Origin of the sequence: Streptoalloteichus tenebrarius, assembly GCF_024171885.1 — a bacterium.
In the GTDB taxonomy this organism is placed as follows: domain Bacteria; phylum Actinomycetota; class Actinomycetes; order Mycobacteriales; family Pseudonocardiaceae; genus Streptoalloteichus; species Streptoalloteichus tenebrarius.
In genome coordinates this window covers 24,612-40,293 of the sequence record NZ_JAMTCP010000015.1, presented here as the reverse complement: position 1 = coordinate 40,293, position 15,682 = coordinate 24,612, and the positions used below count along the sequence as shown (strand labels likewise).

At 71.0% G+C, this 15,682-nt stretch carries 17 protein-coding genes; 11 read left to right on the top strand and 6 right to left on the bottom strand.

Annotated features, from left to right (window positions below; translation table 11 throughout):
* Positions 1-59 precede the first annotated feature (59 nt).
* Both LX15_RS14830 and LX15_RS14825 read left to right on the top strand, forming a co-directional pair.
* The gene (locus LX15_RS14830; RefSeq protein WP_253670165.1) at positions 60-5,804 is read left to right on the top strand and encodes an AAA family ATPase; all 5,745 of its coding nucleotides are present in this window, start codon (positions 60-62) and stop codon (positions 5,802-5,804) included.
* Positions 5,801-7,168, top strand: a complete 1,368-nt coding sequence (locus tag LX15_RS14825; protein ID WP_253670164.1) for a hypothetical protein — start codon at positions 5,801-5,803, stop codon at positions 7,166-7,168. Before LX15_RS14830 ends, LX15_RS14825 begins: the two co-directional genes overlap by 4 nt.
* Before the next feature lie 25 nt (positions 7,169-7,193).
* Here LX15_RS14825 and LX15_RS14820 read toward each other — a convergent pair whose 3' ends face one another.
* The 5 genes from LX15_RS14820 to LX15_RS14800 all read right to left on the bottom strand — a co-directional run bounded on the left by LX15_RS14820 (position 7,194) and on the right by LX15_RS14800 (position 8,775).
* A complete protein-coding gene (locus tag LX15_RS14820) occupies positions 7,194-7,409 on the bottom strand; it encodes a helix-turn-helix domain-containing protein (RefSeq protein ID WP_253670163.1) in 216 nt (71 codons plus the stop codon).
* Positions 7,406-7,594 carry a hypothetical protein gene (locus tag LX15_RS14815; protein ID WP_253670162.1) on the bottom strand — a complete coding sequence of 63 codons (189 nt, stop codon included), beginning with the start codon at positions 7,592-7,594 and terminating at the stop codon, positions 7,406-7,408. Before LX15_RS14815 ends, LX15_RS14820 begins: the two co-directional genes overlap by 4 nt.
* The gene (locus tag LX15_RS14810; protein WP_253670161.1) at positions 7,591-7,812 is read right to left on the bottom strand and encodes a hypothetical protein; all 222 of its coding nucleotides are present in this window, start codon (positions 7,810-7,812) and stop codon (positions 7,591-7,593) included. The genes LX15_RS14815 and LX15_RS14810 overlap by 4 nt, the downstream gene beginning before the upstream one ends.
* A 116-nt stretch (positions 7,813-7,928) precedes the next feature.
* Positions 7,929-8,255 carry a hypothetical protein gene (locus LX15_RS14805; RefSeq protein ID WP_253670160.1) on the bottom strand — a complete coding sequence of 109 codons (327 nt, stop codon included), beginning with the start codon at positions 8,253-8,255 and terminating at the stop codon, positions 7,929-7,931.
* 154 nt (positions 8,256-8,409) lie between these two features.
* On the bottom strand, positions 8,410-8,775 hold the full coding sequence (locus tag LX15_RS14800) for a hypothetical protein (RefSeq protein ID WP_253670159.1): 366 nt from the start codon (positions 8,773-8,775) through the stop codon (positions 8,410-8,412).
* 647 nt (positions 8,776-9,422) lie between these two features.
* Between LX15_RS14800 and LX15_RS14795 the strand changes: the two genes are divergently transcribed.
* The 7 genes from LX15_RS14795 to LX15_RS14765 all read left to right on the top strand — a co-directional run bounded on the left by LX15_RS14795 (position 9,423) and on the right by LX15_RS14765 (position 12,110).
* Positions 9,423-10,256, top strand: coding sequence for a helix-turn-helix domain-containing protein (locus tag LX15_RS14795; RefSeq protein ID WP_253670158.1), 834 nt, complete (start codon positions 9,423-9,425; stop codon positions 10,254-10,256).
* Complete coding sequence (locus LX15_RS14790; protein WP_253670157.1) at positions 10,253-10,453, top strand: DUF397 domain-containing protein; 201 nt, start codon at positions 10,253-10,255, stop codon at positions 10,451-10,453. The genes LX15_RS14795 and LX15_RS14790 overlap by 4 nt, the downstream gene beginning before the upstream one ends.
* A 120-nt stretch (positions 10,454-10,573) precedes the next feature.
* Positions 10,574-10,786, top strand: a complete 213-nt coding sequence (locus LX15_RS14785; RefSeq protein ID WP_253670156.1) for a DUF397 domain-containing protein — start codon at positions 10,574-10,576, stop codon at positions 10,784-10,786.
* A 120-nt stretch (positions 10,787-10,906) separates the two neighbouring features.
* The gene (locus LX15_RS14780) at positions 10,907-11,116 is read left to right on the top strand and encodes a DUF397 domain-containing protein (RefSeq protein ID WP_253670155.1); all 210 of its coding nucleotides are present in this window, start codon (positions 10,907-10,909) and stop codon (positions 11,114-11,116) included.
* 120 nt (positions 11,117-11,236) lie between these two features.
* A complete protein-coding gene (locus LX15_RS14775; protein ID WP_253670154.1) occupies positions 11,237-11,446 on the top strand; it encodes a DUF397 domain-containing protein in 210 nt (69 codons plus the stop codon).
* Positions 11,447-11,566: 120 nt separating this feature from the next.
* Positions 11,567-11,779, top strand: coding sequence for a DUF397 domain-containing protein (locus tag LX15_RS14770; RefSeq protein WP_253670153.1), 213 nt, complete (start codon positions 11,567-11,569; stop codon positions 11,777-11,779).
* 118 nt (positions 11,780-11,897) lie between these two features.
* Complete coding sequence (locus LX15_RS14765) at positions 11,898-12,110, top strand: DUF397 domain-containing protein (RefSeq protein ID WP_253670152.1); 213 nt, start codon at positions 11,898-11,900, stop codon at positions 12,108-12,110.
* Between the two features lie 260 nt (positions 12,111-12,370).
* Here LX15_RS14765 and LX15_RS14760 read toward each other — a convergent pair whose 3' ends face one another.
* Positions 12,371-12,982: a TetR/AcrR family transcriptional regulator gene (locus LX15_RS14760; RefSeq protein ID WP_253670151.1), complete on the bottom strand. Its 612-nt coding sequence runs from the start codon at positions 12,980-12,982 to the stop codon at positions 12,371-12,373.
* Between the two features lie 167 nt (positions 12,983-13,149).
* Here LX15_RS14760 and LX15_RS14755 point away from each other — a divergent pair, with 167 nt between their 5' ends.
* A complete protein-coding gene (locus tag LX15_RS14755) occupies positions 13,150-14,016 on the top strand; it encodes a CPBP family glutamic-type intramembrane protease (RefSeq protein WP_253670150.1) in 867 nt (288 codons plus the stop codon).
* Between the two features lie 151 nt (positions 14,017-14,167).
* The gene (locus tag LX15_RS14750) at positions 14,168-15,556 is read left to right on the top strand and encodes an erythromycin esterase family protein (protein ID WP_253670149.1); all 1,389 of its coding nucleotides are present in this window, start codon (positions 14,168-14,170) and stop codon (positions 15,554-15,556) included.
* Positions 15,557-15,682 lie beyond the last annotated feature (126 nt).

The following is a 15,682-nucleotide window of genomic DNA, read 5'->3' as shown; positions in this document are numbered from 1 at the left end:
CGGACGAGCTACATGATCAGCGGCTTGTCCTGTGCGTGTGGCCTGGCACACTGTCGCCGATGACAGAGTTAGTGCCTCAGCTCCGTCGGTGGTTCGAGACGCTGGACGACCGGAGCCTCACCGTCGTCCTCCAGGTGAACGACGTGTTGCGGCTCGCGGCGAACCTGCCGTCCGCGCCCAGGAAACGCAGTCGTCCGGCCTTGAAACGCGAGCTGCGCGCGGTGCGGGTGTGGGCGGCCAGGGCCTCGACCGCGGAACTGGCCCACATGGCCACGCACGTCCTCCAGAAGGCCAGGCACCAACTCAAATGCCACCTGGGGTTCGACCCCGAGATCGTCGACGCCCCCAACGCGGAACAGTTGGGCGCCATGCTGGTCGCGTTGGGGAGGCCGATCGGACAACTCGTGTTGTTCGGTCTGTTGCTCGGTGACGTCCCGGTCAGTCCCTTGGCGAGGGCGCACCAGGCCGAGCTGGCGGACCGGTTGGCCAACGCCCCGGACAGCGTGGTCGTGGAGCGCCGATGGCACGAACACGGCGGCCACGGCGGGAACCACGACGTGACGGGCGCCGAGAAGCGACCGGACGACGCGCCACCACGTGAGGAGCATGTCGCTGAGGAGCAGTCGCCGCTCACCACACTCGCGACGCTGGAGACCGATCTCGCGGCGCTCCGCGACGACGCGCACGCCCTGGCCGCCGAGCTTCGGGCGCTCGCCACGCGAGTCGCGGAGGGCGAAGCCCCCGACGACGACACGACGCGCCGGCTGGCCGAGTACCAGCAGGCCCGTCGCGCCTTCCTCGCCCGATGCGCGGACCATCTCGGAGACCTGGAGCCGAACACGTCCTTCGACGCCCTGGCAACGAAACTCGGCCAGGCCCGCGAGCGGTGGGAACAGGAGCAGCGGCAACGGACGCGGCGGGTCGCCGAACTGCGGCTGAAGATCTCGCAGCTCCGCCAGGTGATCGCGGGCGAACAGGACGCCACCGTGCGGGATCCCCTGACACAGGCTCTCGCGCACTACCTCGACGATTGGAAGACACTCGTCCACGACGAACCGCCGCCGGGCGAGGAGGAAGACACACCCCCGGCCGCCGGGAACGCCGGGAACACAGTCGCCGATGGGAACACGGTGTCCGCCGGGAACGCGGGGAACACAGTCGCCGCCGGGAGCACAGTGCCTGCCGGGGACGCCCGGAACGCGTCGAAAGACACCGGCCAGAACGAGCACCACGAATCGTCGGACCCCGAGATCACCGTCGTCTCCGAGCACCGCGAGGACAGTCCCGACGACACCGACGTCCCTGAGGAGCGGGCAACGCCGGTCGTGGATGAGGGCGGCCCCGAGAACGCGGACGCCACGCCGACCGACGCGGTGGTCCGGGTCGACGACGCGCCCCGCGCCGAACCAGCCGAACTCGCCGAACCAGCCGAATCTCCCGAGGACATGACGGCGGCGTTTCCCTGGGAGGAGGGCGACCCGCCGCCGGCCGTCCAACTCGTGCGCGAAGGGCGGCTCGCCGAGGCGTACTGGGTGACCGCGGCCTCCGAACCGGGTCGGCGCGCGGACGTCCTGCGGCTGGCCGCCGCCGCGTACCGCGCCCAGAACGCCACGGACGCCAGCGCCGTGCAGACCGCCCTCGACCTCGACCCCCAGAGCCTGGCGGCGGACCACGACGCGTCCGTCCTCGCGGCCACCGCCGTGCTCCGGTCCGGCCTGGTCGCCGGATGGGGGCACCCGGTCCTCGGCCAGCTCTGGCCGGGGCCGAGCCTGCCTCCGGCGTGGGAGGCGTTGCTGGAGGCCGCGGTCGACGCCGTCCGGCGCGGCCACCGGATCGACCCCGCCGCGGACGGTCCGCACCGGGAGTCCACTGTGGACGCCGGAGGGGCCGCGGGCGCCGCGGGTGGCGTGGTCGCCGAGCTGGGCGAGCGGGCCCGGCGGCTCGCCGAGGAGCTGCCCAACCGGACCATCAGCTACCAGCGGGGAACCCGGGTCCTCCAGCGTCTCGCGCGGGAGGACCAGCCGCTCGGGCGCGCCCTGCGCGCGGTCAGGGAGTGGGCGGAGGGCGCGGCCAGCCACCAGGACCTCACCGCCGTGGCCCAGGGACTGCACGGCGCCCACGTGGCGGAGGACCTGATCGAGGAGGCCGACGAGGCGACGCGGACCCCGAAGCAGGCCAAGGTCCCGATCGTGGCCGGCGCGCGCCGCGCGTTACGCCGCTCCATCGAGGAGGTCGCCGCGCTCGTCACCGAGGCGGAGATGGCGGGTCGCGGCCTCGCGGCCGGGGAACCGGGCGCCGACGCCGCGGGCGCCGCCCTGGCCAGGATCGCCGCCGACCTGGAGGGCGTCCCCGCGCCGCCCGGGATGGCGGGCGCCGCGCTGGCGTTGTTCCGCCGCTGGTTGCGCTCCCCCGACAGGGTCCGGACGTCCCCGCTGGTCGAGACCCCCGCACCCGACGCCCAGGACCTGGCCCGCCCGACCGAGGACGTGCTCCTGGTCCTGCCGGACCTGCCCAGGACGGCCGACGGCCACCCCGACCTGTCCGACCCCAGGACCCCCGGCGTCCTCGCGCGCCTGCTGGAACCCGTGGACGAGCCCCAGGTCCTGGCGACGTACTGCGAGCGCGGCGACCTGCGCAGCGCCCGTCGCCTCCTCGACGTGGTCCGGGCGCGGGGCGCGGACTCCGAGGAGTCCGACCTGTTCGACCGCATGCGGGAGAGCCTGGCCGACGCGCACGCGCGCTGGGAACGCCGACACCGCGCCGCCCTGAACGCCGCCCGCGAACTGCTCGCCCGCGTCCGGACCCAGAACCGGCTGCCCGCCGCCGACGAGGTGGTGGCCATCGGCCGCCTCGAATCGCTGGAGACGGTGCCGGACGGCGCGTACGACGTTGCCGCCCGCGAACTCGACGAGCTGACCGCGGACCTGCGCGCGCGACAGGAGGAGTACGTCACCCGCCTGCGGGAGGAGCTGGCGCGGCTCAGGATCGGGCAGAAGGATCGCGACCGGATCGGCGCGCTCCTCGACGCCGGCGACACGGTGACCGCCGACGAGTTTCTGGCGTTCCTGCGCGAGGGCAAGACCCTGCCGGAGGCGGACCCGGTCGTCGGCGGGGACCTCTCGGGGTTCGTCAGCCTCCTGCGCGGGGGCGCGGGCCGCCCGTCCTCCCGGCCGACCACCGCGCGGGCCTGGGCCAACCTCGCCGTCCGGCAGCGGGAGCTCACGGCGCTGACGCAGCTCGCCGAGGCGGGCGTGACCGCGTGGGACGCCCTCGCCGAGTCCTGCGCGCGTGCCCCGCACCGGACCGCCGCGCTGGTGCGCACGGTCCTCGGCCTGCTCGGCCTTGAGGACGGCCGCATCCGCGAGGTCAGCCGGAACAAGCGGGGGATCCGACAGTTCCGGTGCGTCGTGGACACCCTGGTCGAACGGTCCTACGTGGCCGCGCTCGGCTCCGCGGCGCGGAACGAGTACACGGTCTTCCTCGCGGTGGACGAGCGCCGGGGTCGCGGGGTGCTCGACATGCTCGGCGACGCCGTCCACCGTGGGGCCGCCATCGTGCTCTACCTGCACGTCATGGATCTCGCCGCGCGCCGGTCCCTGACGGCGGAGTCCCGGGGCGGCCGGGCCCAGGCGCTCGTGGTGGACCCGGCCGTGGTCGGGTGGGTCGCGGCCAACGCCCCCGGGTCGTGGCGGGCGACCCAACGCATCACCCTGCCCTGGACCGGGCTCAACCCCTACACGCCGTTCGTCGCCGGGCTGGTGCCGCCGGAGGTGTTCTTCGGCCGGGACCGGGAACTGGAGGAGGTGGCCAGCGAGCGCGGCGGCCTGTTCGTCTACGGCGGCCGGCAGCTCGGCAAGTCCGCGCTGCTGCGCCGGGTCCAGGCGAGCTTCGACAACCGCGTGACCCAGCACGCGGTCTACCTGGACCTGAAGGCGGCGGGGATCGGCGAGCAGGACCCGGCGTCGGTCATCTGGCGGGCGCTCACCGCTGAGCTGAAGGCCCGGGGCGTGCTGGGACCCCGGGTTTCGGACGAGGCGGACGCGGCGACGGTGGTGACCCAGGTGCGGGCCTGGCTCCTCGCCAACCCCGCCAGGAGGGTGCTGCTCCTGGCCGACGAGGCCGACGCGTTCCTCAACGCCGACTCGCGCGGGGTGCCGGGGCCGGGAGGGGTCTCCCACTTCCCCAACGTGCTGCGGCTGAAGGAGTTGATGGAGTCCACCGAGCGGCGGTTCAAGGTGGTCTTCGCGGGGCTGCACCAGGTGCAGCGTTTTGGTCACCTGTCCAACGTCCCGTTGGCCCACGGCGGACCCGACATCCTGGTCGGCCCGCTCCAGCCGGGGGACGCCCAACGGCTCGTCGTGACGCCGATGGCCGCGCTGGGGTACCGGTTCCAGCGGCCGGAGCTGGTCTGGCGCCTGCTCGCCGCCACGAACTACCAGCCGGCGCTGATCCAGATCTTCTGCGACGAGCTGGTGCGCGCCCTGCACCGCAGGACCCCCGGCCAGGACGCGCCGCCGTGCGTCGTGACGGAGGAGGACGTGGAGGCCGTCGCGGCGAACGACCGCGTGCGGGCGCGGATCGCCGAACGCCTCCGCTTCACGATCAACCTGGAGGACCGCTACCGGGTCCTGACCCTGGTGATCGCGTTGCGGGGGCTGGACGACTCCTTCCGCGAGGCCTACGCCCCCGAGGAGCTGCTGGAGGCGGCCAAGGAGGCGTGGCCGGCCGGCTTCGACCAGCTCACGGTCTCCCAGGTGCGGATCTACCTGGAGGAGATGGTGGGCCTCGGGCTGCTCACCAGGACCAGCCAGCGACGCTACGCCGTGCGCGGCCCCAACGTGGTCAACATGCTGGGCACGCGGGCTGATCTGGAGCGGGAACTCGTCGAGACCGACTTCGACCTGCCCTACGAGTACAACCCGAGGTTCGCCCGCCGCCTGCTCAAGCAGCAGGGTGGGCGTGAGTGGCGCAGTCCGCTCACCGAGGGCGAGCTGGCCCAGCTCCTCGCCGTGGGTGAGGAGGACGCGGGTGTCTCGGTGGTGGCCGGCACCCCCGCCCTCGGCATCGACCGGGTCCCCGTGGTCATCCGCGCGTACGCGGAGCTGCGGGAGATCAGGGTGCGGACGGCGACCGCCGCCGACGTGTCGAAGGTCGTCGCCGACGCGACGCGGGCCAAGACGCCGACCGTCGTCGTGGTGGACCTGCGCGGTGTCGCCGAGAGCGACGCCGCGTCCGTCGTGAAGCGGCTGTCCACCCCGGTCGCCGCGCGCCGGTTGCGCGCCGCGGTCGTCCTGGTCGACCCGGACAGCGCGTCCTCGGTGGCCGCGTGCGCGGCCACCGAGCCGGTCCTGCCGACGCGGTGGAGCGAGGACAGCATCCGCGGTTGGCCGGAGTGCCCGTTCAACACTCCCGCGCAGCGCCGGGAGCTGATCGAGGCGACCGGCGGCTGGCCGGACCTGGTGGAGAATGTCATCGAGTGGACCAGCCAGGGCGCCACGATGCCCCAGGCCCTGGCCATGATCCGACGCGTCGCGGAGCAGCCCGCTCGCGCCGAGTCCCACCTGGGCAAGGTGGGGTTGGGGCCCGACCTGCGGCCTCGGCTCGACGGGTGGGTCGACTACTTCGAGCCGGGCGAGGTGGTGCCTCCCGCCGACGTGGCGGCCGCGTTGGACGTGGAGCGGCCCCAGGTCAAGGAGTTGATCGACGCGCTGGACGTGCGCGGCCTGCTGGACCAGCGGGAGGACGGGCTGGCGCTGGACCGGGTCGTCCACCGCTGTCTGCACACCCTCCGGCAGGCGGGATGAGACACGTCCCCTGGCGGTGGGACGCCCTGCCCGGTGTGGTGGCGCATCTCGCCCGGGTCGGCGCGGACCTCGACGCGGGCCTCACCGTCGTCTGGTGGCTGCCCGACCACCTCAGCCGACAGTCCGAAGTGGACGATCTACTGGCCGAGGTCGTGGCCGACCAGGACCGCGTCCTGGTGCCGGGCGCGGAGCGCGAGGCGTGGTGGGCGACGCCGTCGGTGACTCCGCGGCCGGCGCTCGTGGCGTCCGGCCAGGACGGGGAGGTCCCGGACTGGGACGTTCCGGACTGGGCACGGGACGGGCTGGACCTGCGCGGGTTGTTCGCGGAGCTGGACCTGGCGCCGGAGAGCCAGGACCCCGGACCGTTCGCGCCGCACGTGGACTCCCTGCCGGAACGGATCGCCGAGGCGGTCGGCGACCCGCCGGACTTGGGGGACGACCCGGTCGCCGCGCTCGCCGCCTGGCCGGCGCTGCGGGGGAAGGTCGTCGTGGTGCGCGCGTGGTGCGAGCCCGACCGGGACGGGTTGCGTGCGGTGCTTGGCCGGCTGCCGGCCGTGGGCAAGGAACACGGACTCGGACCGGCGGAGCGCCCGCGCCTCCTGGTCGCCGCGCGCGCCGACGACCTCCCGGACGTGCGGGGACGCATCGACCCGGTGACGACCAGGGAGCACTGGTGGTGGGGCGTCCTCGGGCGGCTCGACACCGCCGTCGTCGTCGCCTCGGTGCGTCCGCGTGCCGCCGGCGCGGGGCTGACGGGGCTTCGGGAGCTGGTCGCGCGGGAGGTCATCACCGAGGTCGCCGGGCCGGACCTCGGTCTCGCCGAGCATCTCGCGTCGACGTGGGGCGGCCGGATGGCCGAGCTGTCGGACGCTGTGCGCGCCTTCGCCGGGGAGCCGACGGCGCGGTGGGCCGAACCGGGTCGGGGCCGGGACCGGCCCCCGGAGGAGACGCGTCCCGCGTGGAACGAGGGCGTGGCGGACCTGTGGGAGCGCCAGATTCGGGTGAGCCCGGCCGTCCTGCGTGATCCGCCCCTGGAGACCCTGGTGTGGCGGGGGCAGCACCGGGCGCTGGTGCCCGTGATCGATGAGGAACGGGCCGCGCTGGAGGGGGTCTTCCGGGCGCGGGCGAGCATGGCGGTGCTCGCCGAGGTCGTGCAACAGCGGGACCGAGGGGCGAGAAGAGCCCTCACGCGGGCCACCCTCGAACTGGGGCCGATGTGCTGGGCGGTGGAGACGAGTCGTGTCCGACTGTCCTCCTGGGACAGGGAGCGGTTGTTCCGGCTGCGGGACGCGCGGAACGCCCTCGCCCATCTGCGCCCACTGAACGACGACGAGCTGGACCACCTGGCGGCGGTGGTGCGCTGACCGGCGACCATCAGGGACAACCGTGTCATCGTCGCCTGTGGGTAGTCCCTCGCCTGGCGCCACCGCGTCCGCGGAGCTGGACTCCGGCCTCGATGAGGATGCGGTGCACGAATCCGTAGGAGCGGCCGGTGGACCTGGCCAGGGAACGGATGCTGGCTCCTTTCTCGTACTTCTTCTTCAGGTCGGCGGCGACCTGTTGGCGGAGCCGGCCGGTGATCCGGGCGGCCGGTTTGATCTTCAACGTGTGCTCCTCGTGGTCTGCGGCTTGTCCCTGTGTTGTCGTCGTTCGTGGTTCCAGCGGCGGAGGTCCCGGCGGACCCGGCGGAACAACTGCGCGGCCCGGCGGAACACGGGTGGCAGCAGCACGCAGGACATGATGATGACGTCGACGGCGATCGCGGCCAGGTTGATCACGAACGTGGTCACCGGCCTCGCCTCCACCATCGGCGTCGAGCCTGGCCGTGTTTGCGCTGGCTGACGTTTTCCTGTCGGAGTTCGCGCTGGCGGAGTTCGTAGGCCAGTAGCGCCCGGGGTGGGGTGGGCAGGACGACCCGGACCCGGCGGCGACGCAGCGGGACCATCGAGGCCTCCCACTCCGCCGCCTCCCCCGGGGTGGGGTGGTGCAGGATCCGAAGGTTCGGCATCAGCATCCGAGGGTCCACAGTGGACGGCTTCCGGCGGAGGATCTTCCACAGTTTCCGAAGGATTTTCGTGGGGCGTCGCATCAGGGATCGGGGCTTTCGGTGCTGGTCGGGTCGGCTTAGAGGTCGTAGCCGCGTCGGCAGGGTGGGCGGTCGCCGTAGGCGTGCGGGGTGGGTTGCGGGGTGGTGCGTTCGGCGTGGGTGGCGGTGTGTGCGGTGTGGGTGGCCTGCCAGCCGGCGATGACGTGGGCGAGGTTTTGGCATTCCTCGCACCGGGGGAACGGGGTGTCGGGTTGAGGCTCGGTGATGAGGAGGGCGAGGCCGCAGAAGGTGGTGACGGTGATGGGGTGGGGTCGGGTGGTGCGGGGGTAGGCGTGGAGCTGGCCGGCGTGGGCGACCCACGGGAGGCCTGAGGGGACGGGGGGCTGGTGCGCGGTGGTGGTCACGGGAAGCCTCCGGAGTGGACGGGACTTGGCGGGGTGTGGGAGGGGGTGGTGGGGTCGGGTGGGGAGCGGAAGATCCCGACCCCACCAGCCCCCTCTGGGGGAGGCCCAGCGCGTGGGGTGCGGTCGGGGCGCGTCACGCTGGGCCAGGCCGGGGTTAGGGGGTGCGGAGGAGGTAGCTGAGGATCGGCTGGGGTGGGCCGATGCGTTTCTCGGCGATGTCGTCCTCGGGTGGGACGGCGAGGTGCACCTCGCACAACCGCTGCGGGCTGTCGCCCTGCCTGGTGGGGAGGACGTCGACGACGATGATCCAGCGTTGTCCGGCGGGGATGTGGTGTTTGAGGAAGTAGGCGTGGGCGTAGCCGACGGCGTAGTGGGCGGGGCCGCCGGGGGCGATCTGCCAGTAGTCGTCTTCGTCGATGTCCTCAAAGCGCAGGACGCGTTGGCCGCGTTCGATGCGGAACAGCCGCACGAGGTGTCGGGTGGAGTTCAACGGCTGCGGGGGACGCCATTTCACGGCCATGGCGAGGCCCCGTCGAGTGCGGGTAGGGGTGTGGTGGCCTCCGGGTCGACCCCGGGGGCGGGTATCGGGGTGGGGCCGAGGCGGTGGAGCCGGTCCAGGGTGCGTTCGATCAGGCGTTGAGTCTCGGCCGAGGCCTCGGTGTTGTCGCTTCTGGCGCGGCGAGTCCGGAGTGGACGGGTCCACTGGTGACGGCGGAGAAGGTCGGAGGCGGGCACACCACCCCCGTGGGGCCGGAGGGCGTGGCGGGGCAGGGATGAGGGCGTGCCGACGGGTTGGGCCGGTGCGGGTCGGGCCATGGCGAAGATCAGCCCGCCGAGGAGTGCTGCAAGACTGCCGCAGGTGACGATCTGGATCACGGGAAGACCTCCACGACTCAACGAAGGGGTCCGAGATCAGAGCGGGAGAGGCTGATGTGAGAGGAGAGAGGCGTGACTCGGTGCCTCCAACCCCGAGTCAGCGCTGGCGTCTCGACTTCCTGAGATGTGGTGCGCACCACGCCGTGCACCAGAGAGAGTGGCGGAAACTTGTTTCCAAGGGAATCTAGTTGCCCGAAGATCACCTGCTTGGGTTAGTGACAGTCGGCGGAGGCTGCTGGTGCACAAGCAAAGGCGTCGAGAGGTCACGAAGCAGATGGCAGACTTCGCGCCATGACCTCTACGGCCCGGACCCGCACGCTCGGCGCACGCCTCGGCCGCCTTCGCAAGGCGGCAGGTCTCACCGTCTACGACGCGGCGGAACACCTCCGGTGCACGTCCGGGAAGATCAGCAAGATCGAGAACGGGCACGTCGGGGTCAAGCACCAGGAACTCCTCGCGCTGCTGGACCTGTACAAGGTGACGGGGCCGGCGCGCGCACGGCTGGTGTATCTCTCGGAACAACGCGGGGACGGTTACTGGTGGACGCCCTACTCGTCGCTACTCTCCGACGACTTCAGCGACTACCTCTACCTTGAGCAGGCGGCGATGAGACTGCAAAAGTACGAGGCCCAGTTGATCCCGGGACTCCTCCAAACTCCTGGATACGCCACCGAGCTGATGCGACAGTCACACACTCCGCCAGACGATGACCGCATCGGGACGCTCGTCAGCGTGCGCATGCGACGCGCCGAACTCCTGCGGGAAGACGCGACCAGATTGGACGTGATTATCGATGAGGCGGTGCTGCACCGCCGTCCGTCGTCGGCCGAGGTCTGGCGCGATCAACTCGACCACCTGATGGAAGCGGCGAACTGGCCCGCTGTCACACTGCGAGTGATCCCGTTCGGAAGCCTCCACGCAGGGGTCGACGGTCCATACACGATCATCACCTTCGATACTGGTGATCATGTGGCCTACCTGGAGAGCGCGGTGGGCGGGATGATCGTGGAGGACGAGGTTGACATAGCACGGTGCAACGAGGTGTGGCACCGCATCAGTTCCGCATCGCTAACCACGGGCGAGACGATCAATTTCATTCGGAAAATGAGGGATCACGCATCATGACTCTGACCGTTTCTAACTGGCGCAAGAGTAGCCGGTCTGACTCCAAGGGAAACGACTGCGTGGAGGTGGCCGGCGGCAACGAACTCGCTGCGGTGCGGGACTCGAAGAATCCGAGCGGCCCGGCGTTGGTGTTCGCGCCGGCTGCGTTCGCGGCGTTCGTCCACTCGGTGAAGGCCGGTCGGCTCGACTTGAGCTGACTGTGAGCATGCACTGAGGGCGGGGGCTGTTGGCCCCCGCCCTCGTTCGTTTGGTCCCTCGTTCGGCAACCTGTCGTGGGGAACCATCGGGTCTGACTCGGGTCGAGGGGAGTGGTTGCGATGTGGGAGTCAGCAGCTTCAGCGGCCACGGGGTGGCGGAAGTCCAGCCGCAGCGGTGGTACTGGAGGCAACTGCGTCGAGGTGGCGTCCGTTGCGGACGTCGCTGCGGTGCGGGATTCGAAGAACCCGTCGGGGCCGGCGTTGGTGTTCGCGCCGGCCGTGTTCACGGCGTTCGTCGGGGCCGTGAAGGAGGGCCGGCTCGACCTGGGCTGACTGTGAGTGTGCACCGAGGGCGGGGGCGGTCGGTCCCCGCCCTCGTTCGTTTGGTCCCTCGTTCGGCAACCTGTCGTGGGGAACCATCAGGTCTGACTCGGTTCGAGGGGAGCAGTTGTGATGCGGGAGTCAGCAACTTCAGCAGTCACGCGGTGGCGCAAGTCAAGCCGCACGGCGGGCAATGCTAACTGCGTGGAGGTTGCCTCGCTCCGTGGGCAGGTTGCCATTCGGGATACGAAAAACCGGCGCAGTGGATACCTGCTCACGAGTACGGCAGCGTTCGCCGCGTTCGTCAACACCGTGAAGGCTGGGCGGCTCGACCTGGGCTGACTGTGAGTGTGCACCGAGGGCGGGGGCCGTTGGCCCCCGCCCTCGTTCGTTTGGTCCCTCGTTCGGCAACCTGTCGTGGGGAACCATCAGGTCTGACTCGGTTCGAGGGGAGCAGTTGTGATGCGGGAGTCAGCAACTTCAGCAGTCACGCGGTGGCGCAAGTCAAGCCGCACGGCGGGCAATGCTAACTGCGTGGAGGTTGCCTCGCTCCGTGGGCAGGTTGCCATTCGGGATACGAAAAACCGGCGCAGTGGATACCTGCTCACGAGTACGGCAGCGTTCGCCGCGTTCGTCAACACCGTGAAGGAGGGCCGGCTCGACCTGGGCTGACTGTGAGTGTGCACCGAGGGCGGGGGCGGTCGGTCCCCGCCCTCGTTCGTTTGGTCCCTCGTTCGGCAACCTGTCGTGGGGAACCATCAGGTCTGACTCGGTTCGAGGGGAGCAGTTGTGATGCGGGAGTCAGCAACTTCAGCAGTCACGAGGTGGCGCAAGTCGCGTCGCAGCAGCGGGAACGGCGGAGAGTGCGTCGAGGTGGCTGCGGTGGAGAACGTTGCTGCGGTGCGGGATTCGAAGAACCCGGCCGGCCCGGCGCTGGTGTTCGCGCCGTCCGTGTTCACGGCGTTCGTCGGGGCCGTGAAGGAGGGCCGGCTCGACCTGAGCTGACCATGGGTGTCCGTTGAGGGCGGGGGCCGGCGGCCCCCCTCGTTCGTTTGACCCCCTCGTTCGACAACCTGCCGTGGGGCACCATCAGGTCTGACTCGAATCGAGGGGAGCAGTTGCGATGCGGGAGTCAGCAACTTCAGCAGTCACGAGGTGGCGCAAGAGCAGCCGTAGCAACGGCAGCTCCGGCAACTGCGTCGAGGTGGCGTCTGTCGAAGACGTTGCTGCGGTGCGAGATTCGAAGAACCCGGCCGGTGCGGCGTTGGTGTTCGCTCCGTCCGCGTTCACGGCGTTCATCGGGGCCGTGAAGGAGGGTCGGCTCGACCTGGGCTGACCCAGACAGACCGGCGGCGGGGGCCAGGCTTGGTGGCCCCCGCCGCCGTCTTTCAACGTATCGTCTTGGCTCGGTGTCGTCGTCAGGGTTGGTGCTGTCAGGGGGCAGACCTGCACGTCGCTGTCAGTAGCCTGCCCTTGAGCCCCAGTCCTGGTGCGAAGGGGAGAGCGCTCCAGCGTCACAGTCGGTGTGGTGGTCGTCATGGGCGCCTATCCCTGATGGTCTGGCGCGGGGACCGAGGAATGGGCGACTGGTGGCGGCTACTCGCGTTCCGGCGAGGGCGTCGCTCGCAGTCGGTTCAGGTGGTACTTGAGTAGCTGCCGGATACGGGCCGGCGGCATCCGCTCGGGATCGGTGACCGCGTGCACGGCGATCCCGTCGAACAGCGCTTGGAGCAGGCTGGCTTCGAGATCGAGGTCGACGTCCGGGGAGATCTGCCCCGCCGAGGACATGGTGTCGAGCACCTCCCGGCACAGGCAGGCCACCCGGAGGTTGTCCGCCGAGTGGAGCGCCCTGGCCTCGGGGTCGACGAGGACCAGGGACAGGAACGCCACCCAGATCTCGGTCGCCACCTGCGCGTCCGGGTCGAGGGGGAGCAGGCGTTCGAGCTGGGCCAGGCCGCGGGCCCGGGGGTCGGTGGGCAGGTCGGGCGAGCACACGCGTCTCTCGCCCGCCTCGGAGATCGCCCGCAGGGCGAACAGCAGGAGTTCCGCCTGGGTGGAGAAGTAGTACTGGACCGAGCTGGCCGACCAGCCGGCCTGGCGGGCCACGGCGCGGACCGACGCGCCGTGCACACCCCGCTCGCGGATCACCGCCCACGTCGCCCTGACCAGCTCCCAGCGACGTTCCTCATGGTCAACGATCTTCGGCACGGCCACTCCTCACCCGACGTTTGTACCCGATGGCCAACCCGCCGGATTTTTTCTGTACAGTTGACCGAAATAAAGCTGGGGAGGGGAGCGGGATGGCCGTCACGGGGGTACCGGCTGGTCTGGGCGTGCCCGGTGCGCCGACGGGAACCACTCGGACCAGGGCTGTCGTGAAAGCTGTGTTGGGCGCGTGCGTGCTGCCCGTCGCGCTCGGCACCGCCGGCGCGATCGGACAGGCGGTGCACAGCCGCACCGGCCTGAGCGGCACCGCGAGGCAGGCGCTGGTCGCGGTGATCTGTCTGGCGATCGCTGTGTCGTTGGTCGTGGTGCTCCGTCGGCGCGTGGACCGCCGACCGCTGTCCCGCCTCGGGCTCGCGAACGGTGCCACGGCGCTGCGGACCTTCGGGCTGGGCCTGGCGGTCACCGCAGGCTCGGCCGCGGTGCTGCTGGGCGTCGGCACGTGGGCGGGCTGGTTGGCGTGGGGGCCGCTCGACGTGCCGAAGCTCCTCGGGTTCCTCGTGGTGAACGCGCTGATCGCTGTCGCCCTGGAGGCGTTCCCCGAGGAACTGGTCTTCCGGGGCTACGTCTACACCACGCTCAACCAGGCGCTGCGACGGTGGACGGCGTTCCTCACCACCGTTCTGTTGTTCACCTTCGCCGGAGCCGGGTCATCCGTCGTCTACGCCGTGGTGGGCACGCTGCTGGGCGAGGACGTGCCAGCGCCGGGCTTCGCGCCGGCGGGCGAGGACCCGTTCGCCTACGCCGTCCTCTACCCGATCTTCGGTTCGGTGCTGCTCATCGCCAGGATCACCACCGGTTCCCTGTGGACGTCCGTCGCCCTGCACCTGACCTACCTGACCGTGGCCCGCGTGACCCTTGAGGGCGAGGCCAGGGGAGCTGGCTGGTCCATGTCGTTGACCACACCGGACGCCCTGGTCCTGATGCCGGGGCTCTTGCTGTTGGCCGCGCTGGTGTTCCTCCTGATCGCACGTCTGCGAGGCCGTCGCCTGGGTTGGCGGGAGCGCGCTTCCGAATAGGCCGGCCGGCGCCGCCGTGCTCCACAGTGGATAGACACCGGGCGTGGGTGGGGAGATCCCCAGGAAAAGCCGGGGGTTCTCCCCAGCGCGCGGCAGGAGAGTCCCAGATGACGATTGTCCCCGGTCGCACGACGACAGAGGGAGTGACGGCATGGCCGGGGACAGGAAACGCATCAGCCGCAGGGGACTGCTCGTGGCGTCGGTGATCGCGACGGGAGCTGCCCTCGCCCCCGTGACGGCCCAGGCGGCCCCGCCGACGCCACCGGGGACGCCCGGGCCAGCGGGGCCGACCGAGGCGGCCGGCGGGTGGCGGGACCCGGTGCGGGCGCTGGCGCGGGCGGCCCGCCCGCTGCGCTCGACCGAGCCCGGCGGGAACACCGCCGACCTCAGGGCCATGGGGGCGATGATCGGCGACGCCAGGGTGGTCGGCCTCGGAGAGGCCACCCACGGCTCCCACGAGTTCTTCGCGATGAAGGAGCGGTTGTTCCGCTACCTCGTGGAGGAGAAGGGGTTCACCACCTTCGCCCTGGAGATGGGCTGGCCCGCCGGTCTCCGGATTGACGAGTACCTCCAGACCGGCAGGGGCGACGCCCGGCAGATCACCAGGGAGGCGCTGGCCAACTCCCCGTGGGACCGCGAGGAGTTCGTCAGCCTCGTCGAGTGGATGCGGGACCACAACCGCCGCCACCCCGGCCGCGCCGTGCACTTCATGGGCGACGACATCGCCGCTCCCAGCCTCGACGACGCGTTCTTCGCCCGGGTGACCGACTACGTGCGGCGGAACCACCCGGAGTCGCTGGCGCGCCTCAACGAGCTCTACACCGGCCTGCGGCCCATCGATGACGTCTACGTCTACATCCGCAAGCCGCTTGCGGAGCGGCAGCGACTCGCCGCCAACGCGCAACAGGCCCTGAAACTGGTCAGCGGCCAGAAGAACGCCGGCGGGGACGCGTTCGAATGGACCGAGCAGCACGCCCGGTCCATCGCCCAGACCGCGCGCTTCCTGGCCGTCGACGTCAACGATCCTCAGTCGGTGGCCTCCGCGCAGCGCTTCCGGGACGAGGTCATGGCCCAGAACGTCACCTGGTGGCAGCAGCGCACCGGCCACAAGATGCTTCTCTCGGCCCACAACGACCACGTGGCCTACGTCTCCAGCGAACCCGAGATGTACCCGAAGACGCAGGGATCGTTCCTGCGCGACACCATGGGCCGCGGGTACCTCCCCATCGGCTTCACCTTCTACCGGGGCTCCTTCCTGTCCAAGGACCAGGCCCTCGGGGGCGAGTGGAAGAAGTTCACGGTCGGGTCGGCCGAGCCTGGAACCAACGAGCACACCCTCGACCAGGTCCACCACCGGGACTACTACCTCGACGTCCGCACCGCCCCGGCCGCCGCGCGCGCCTGGCTCCACGTCACACGGCCGACACGCAACATCGGCACGCAGTACCCCTCTGAACCCGGCATGAGCGCGATCGCCCGCTCCTTCGACGTCCTCATCCACCTCCACGACGTGCGGGAGGCCGAGATGCCGAAGCGGTGACGTTCGCCGCGGCCTCCGTCACGAGGTTCCCGATCCACGGGGAGGGCGGCCGCGAGGCCAGGCCCCGTTCGCGCCACGGCCACGACTCCGCGCTTCACCCCATCAAGTGGCCGCGGTCCCCTGTGG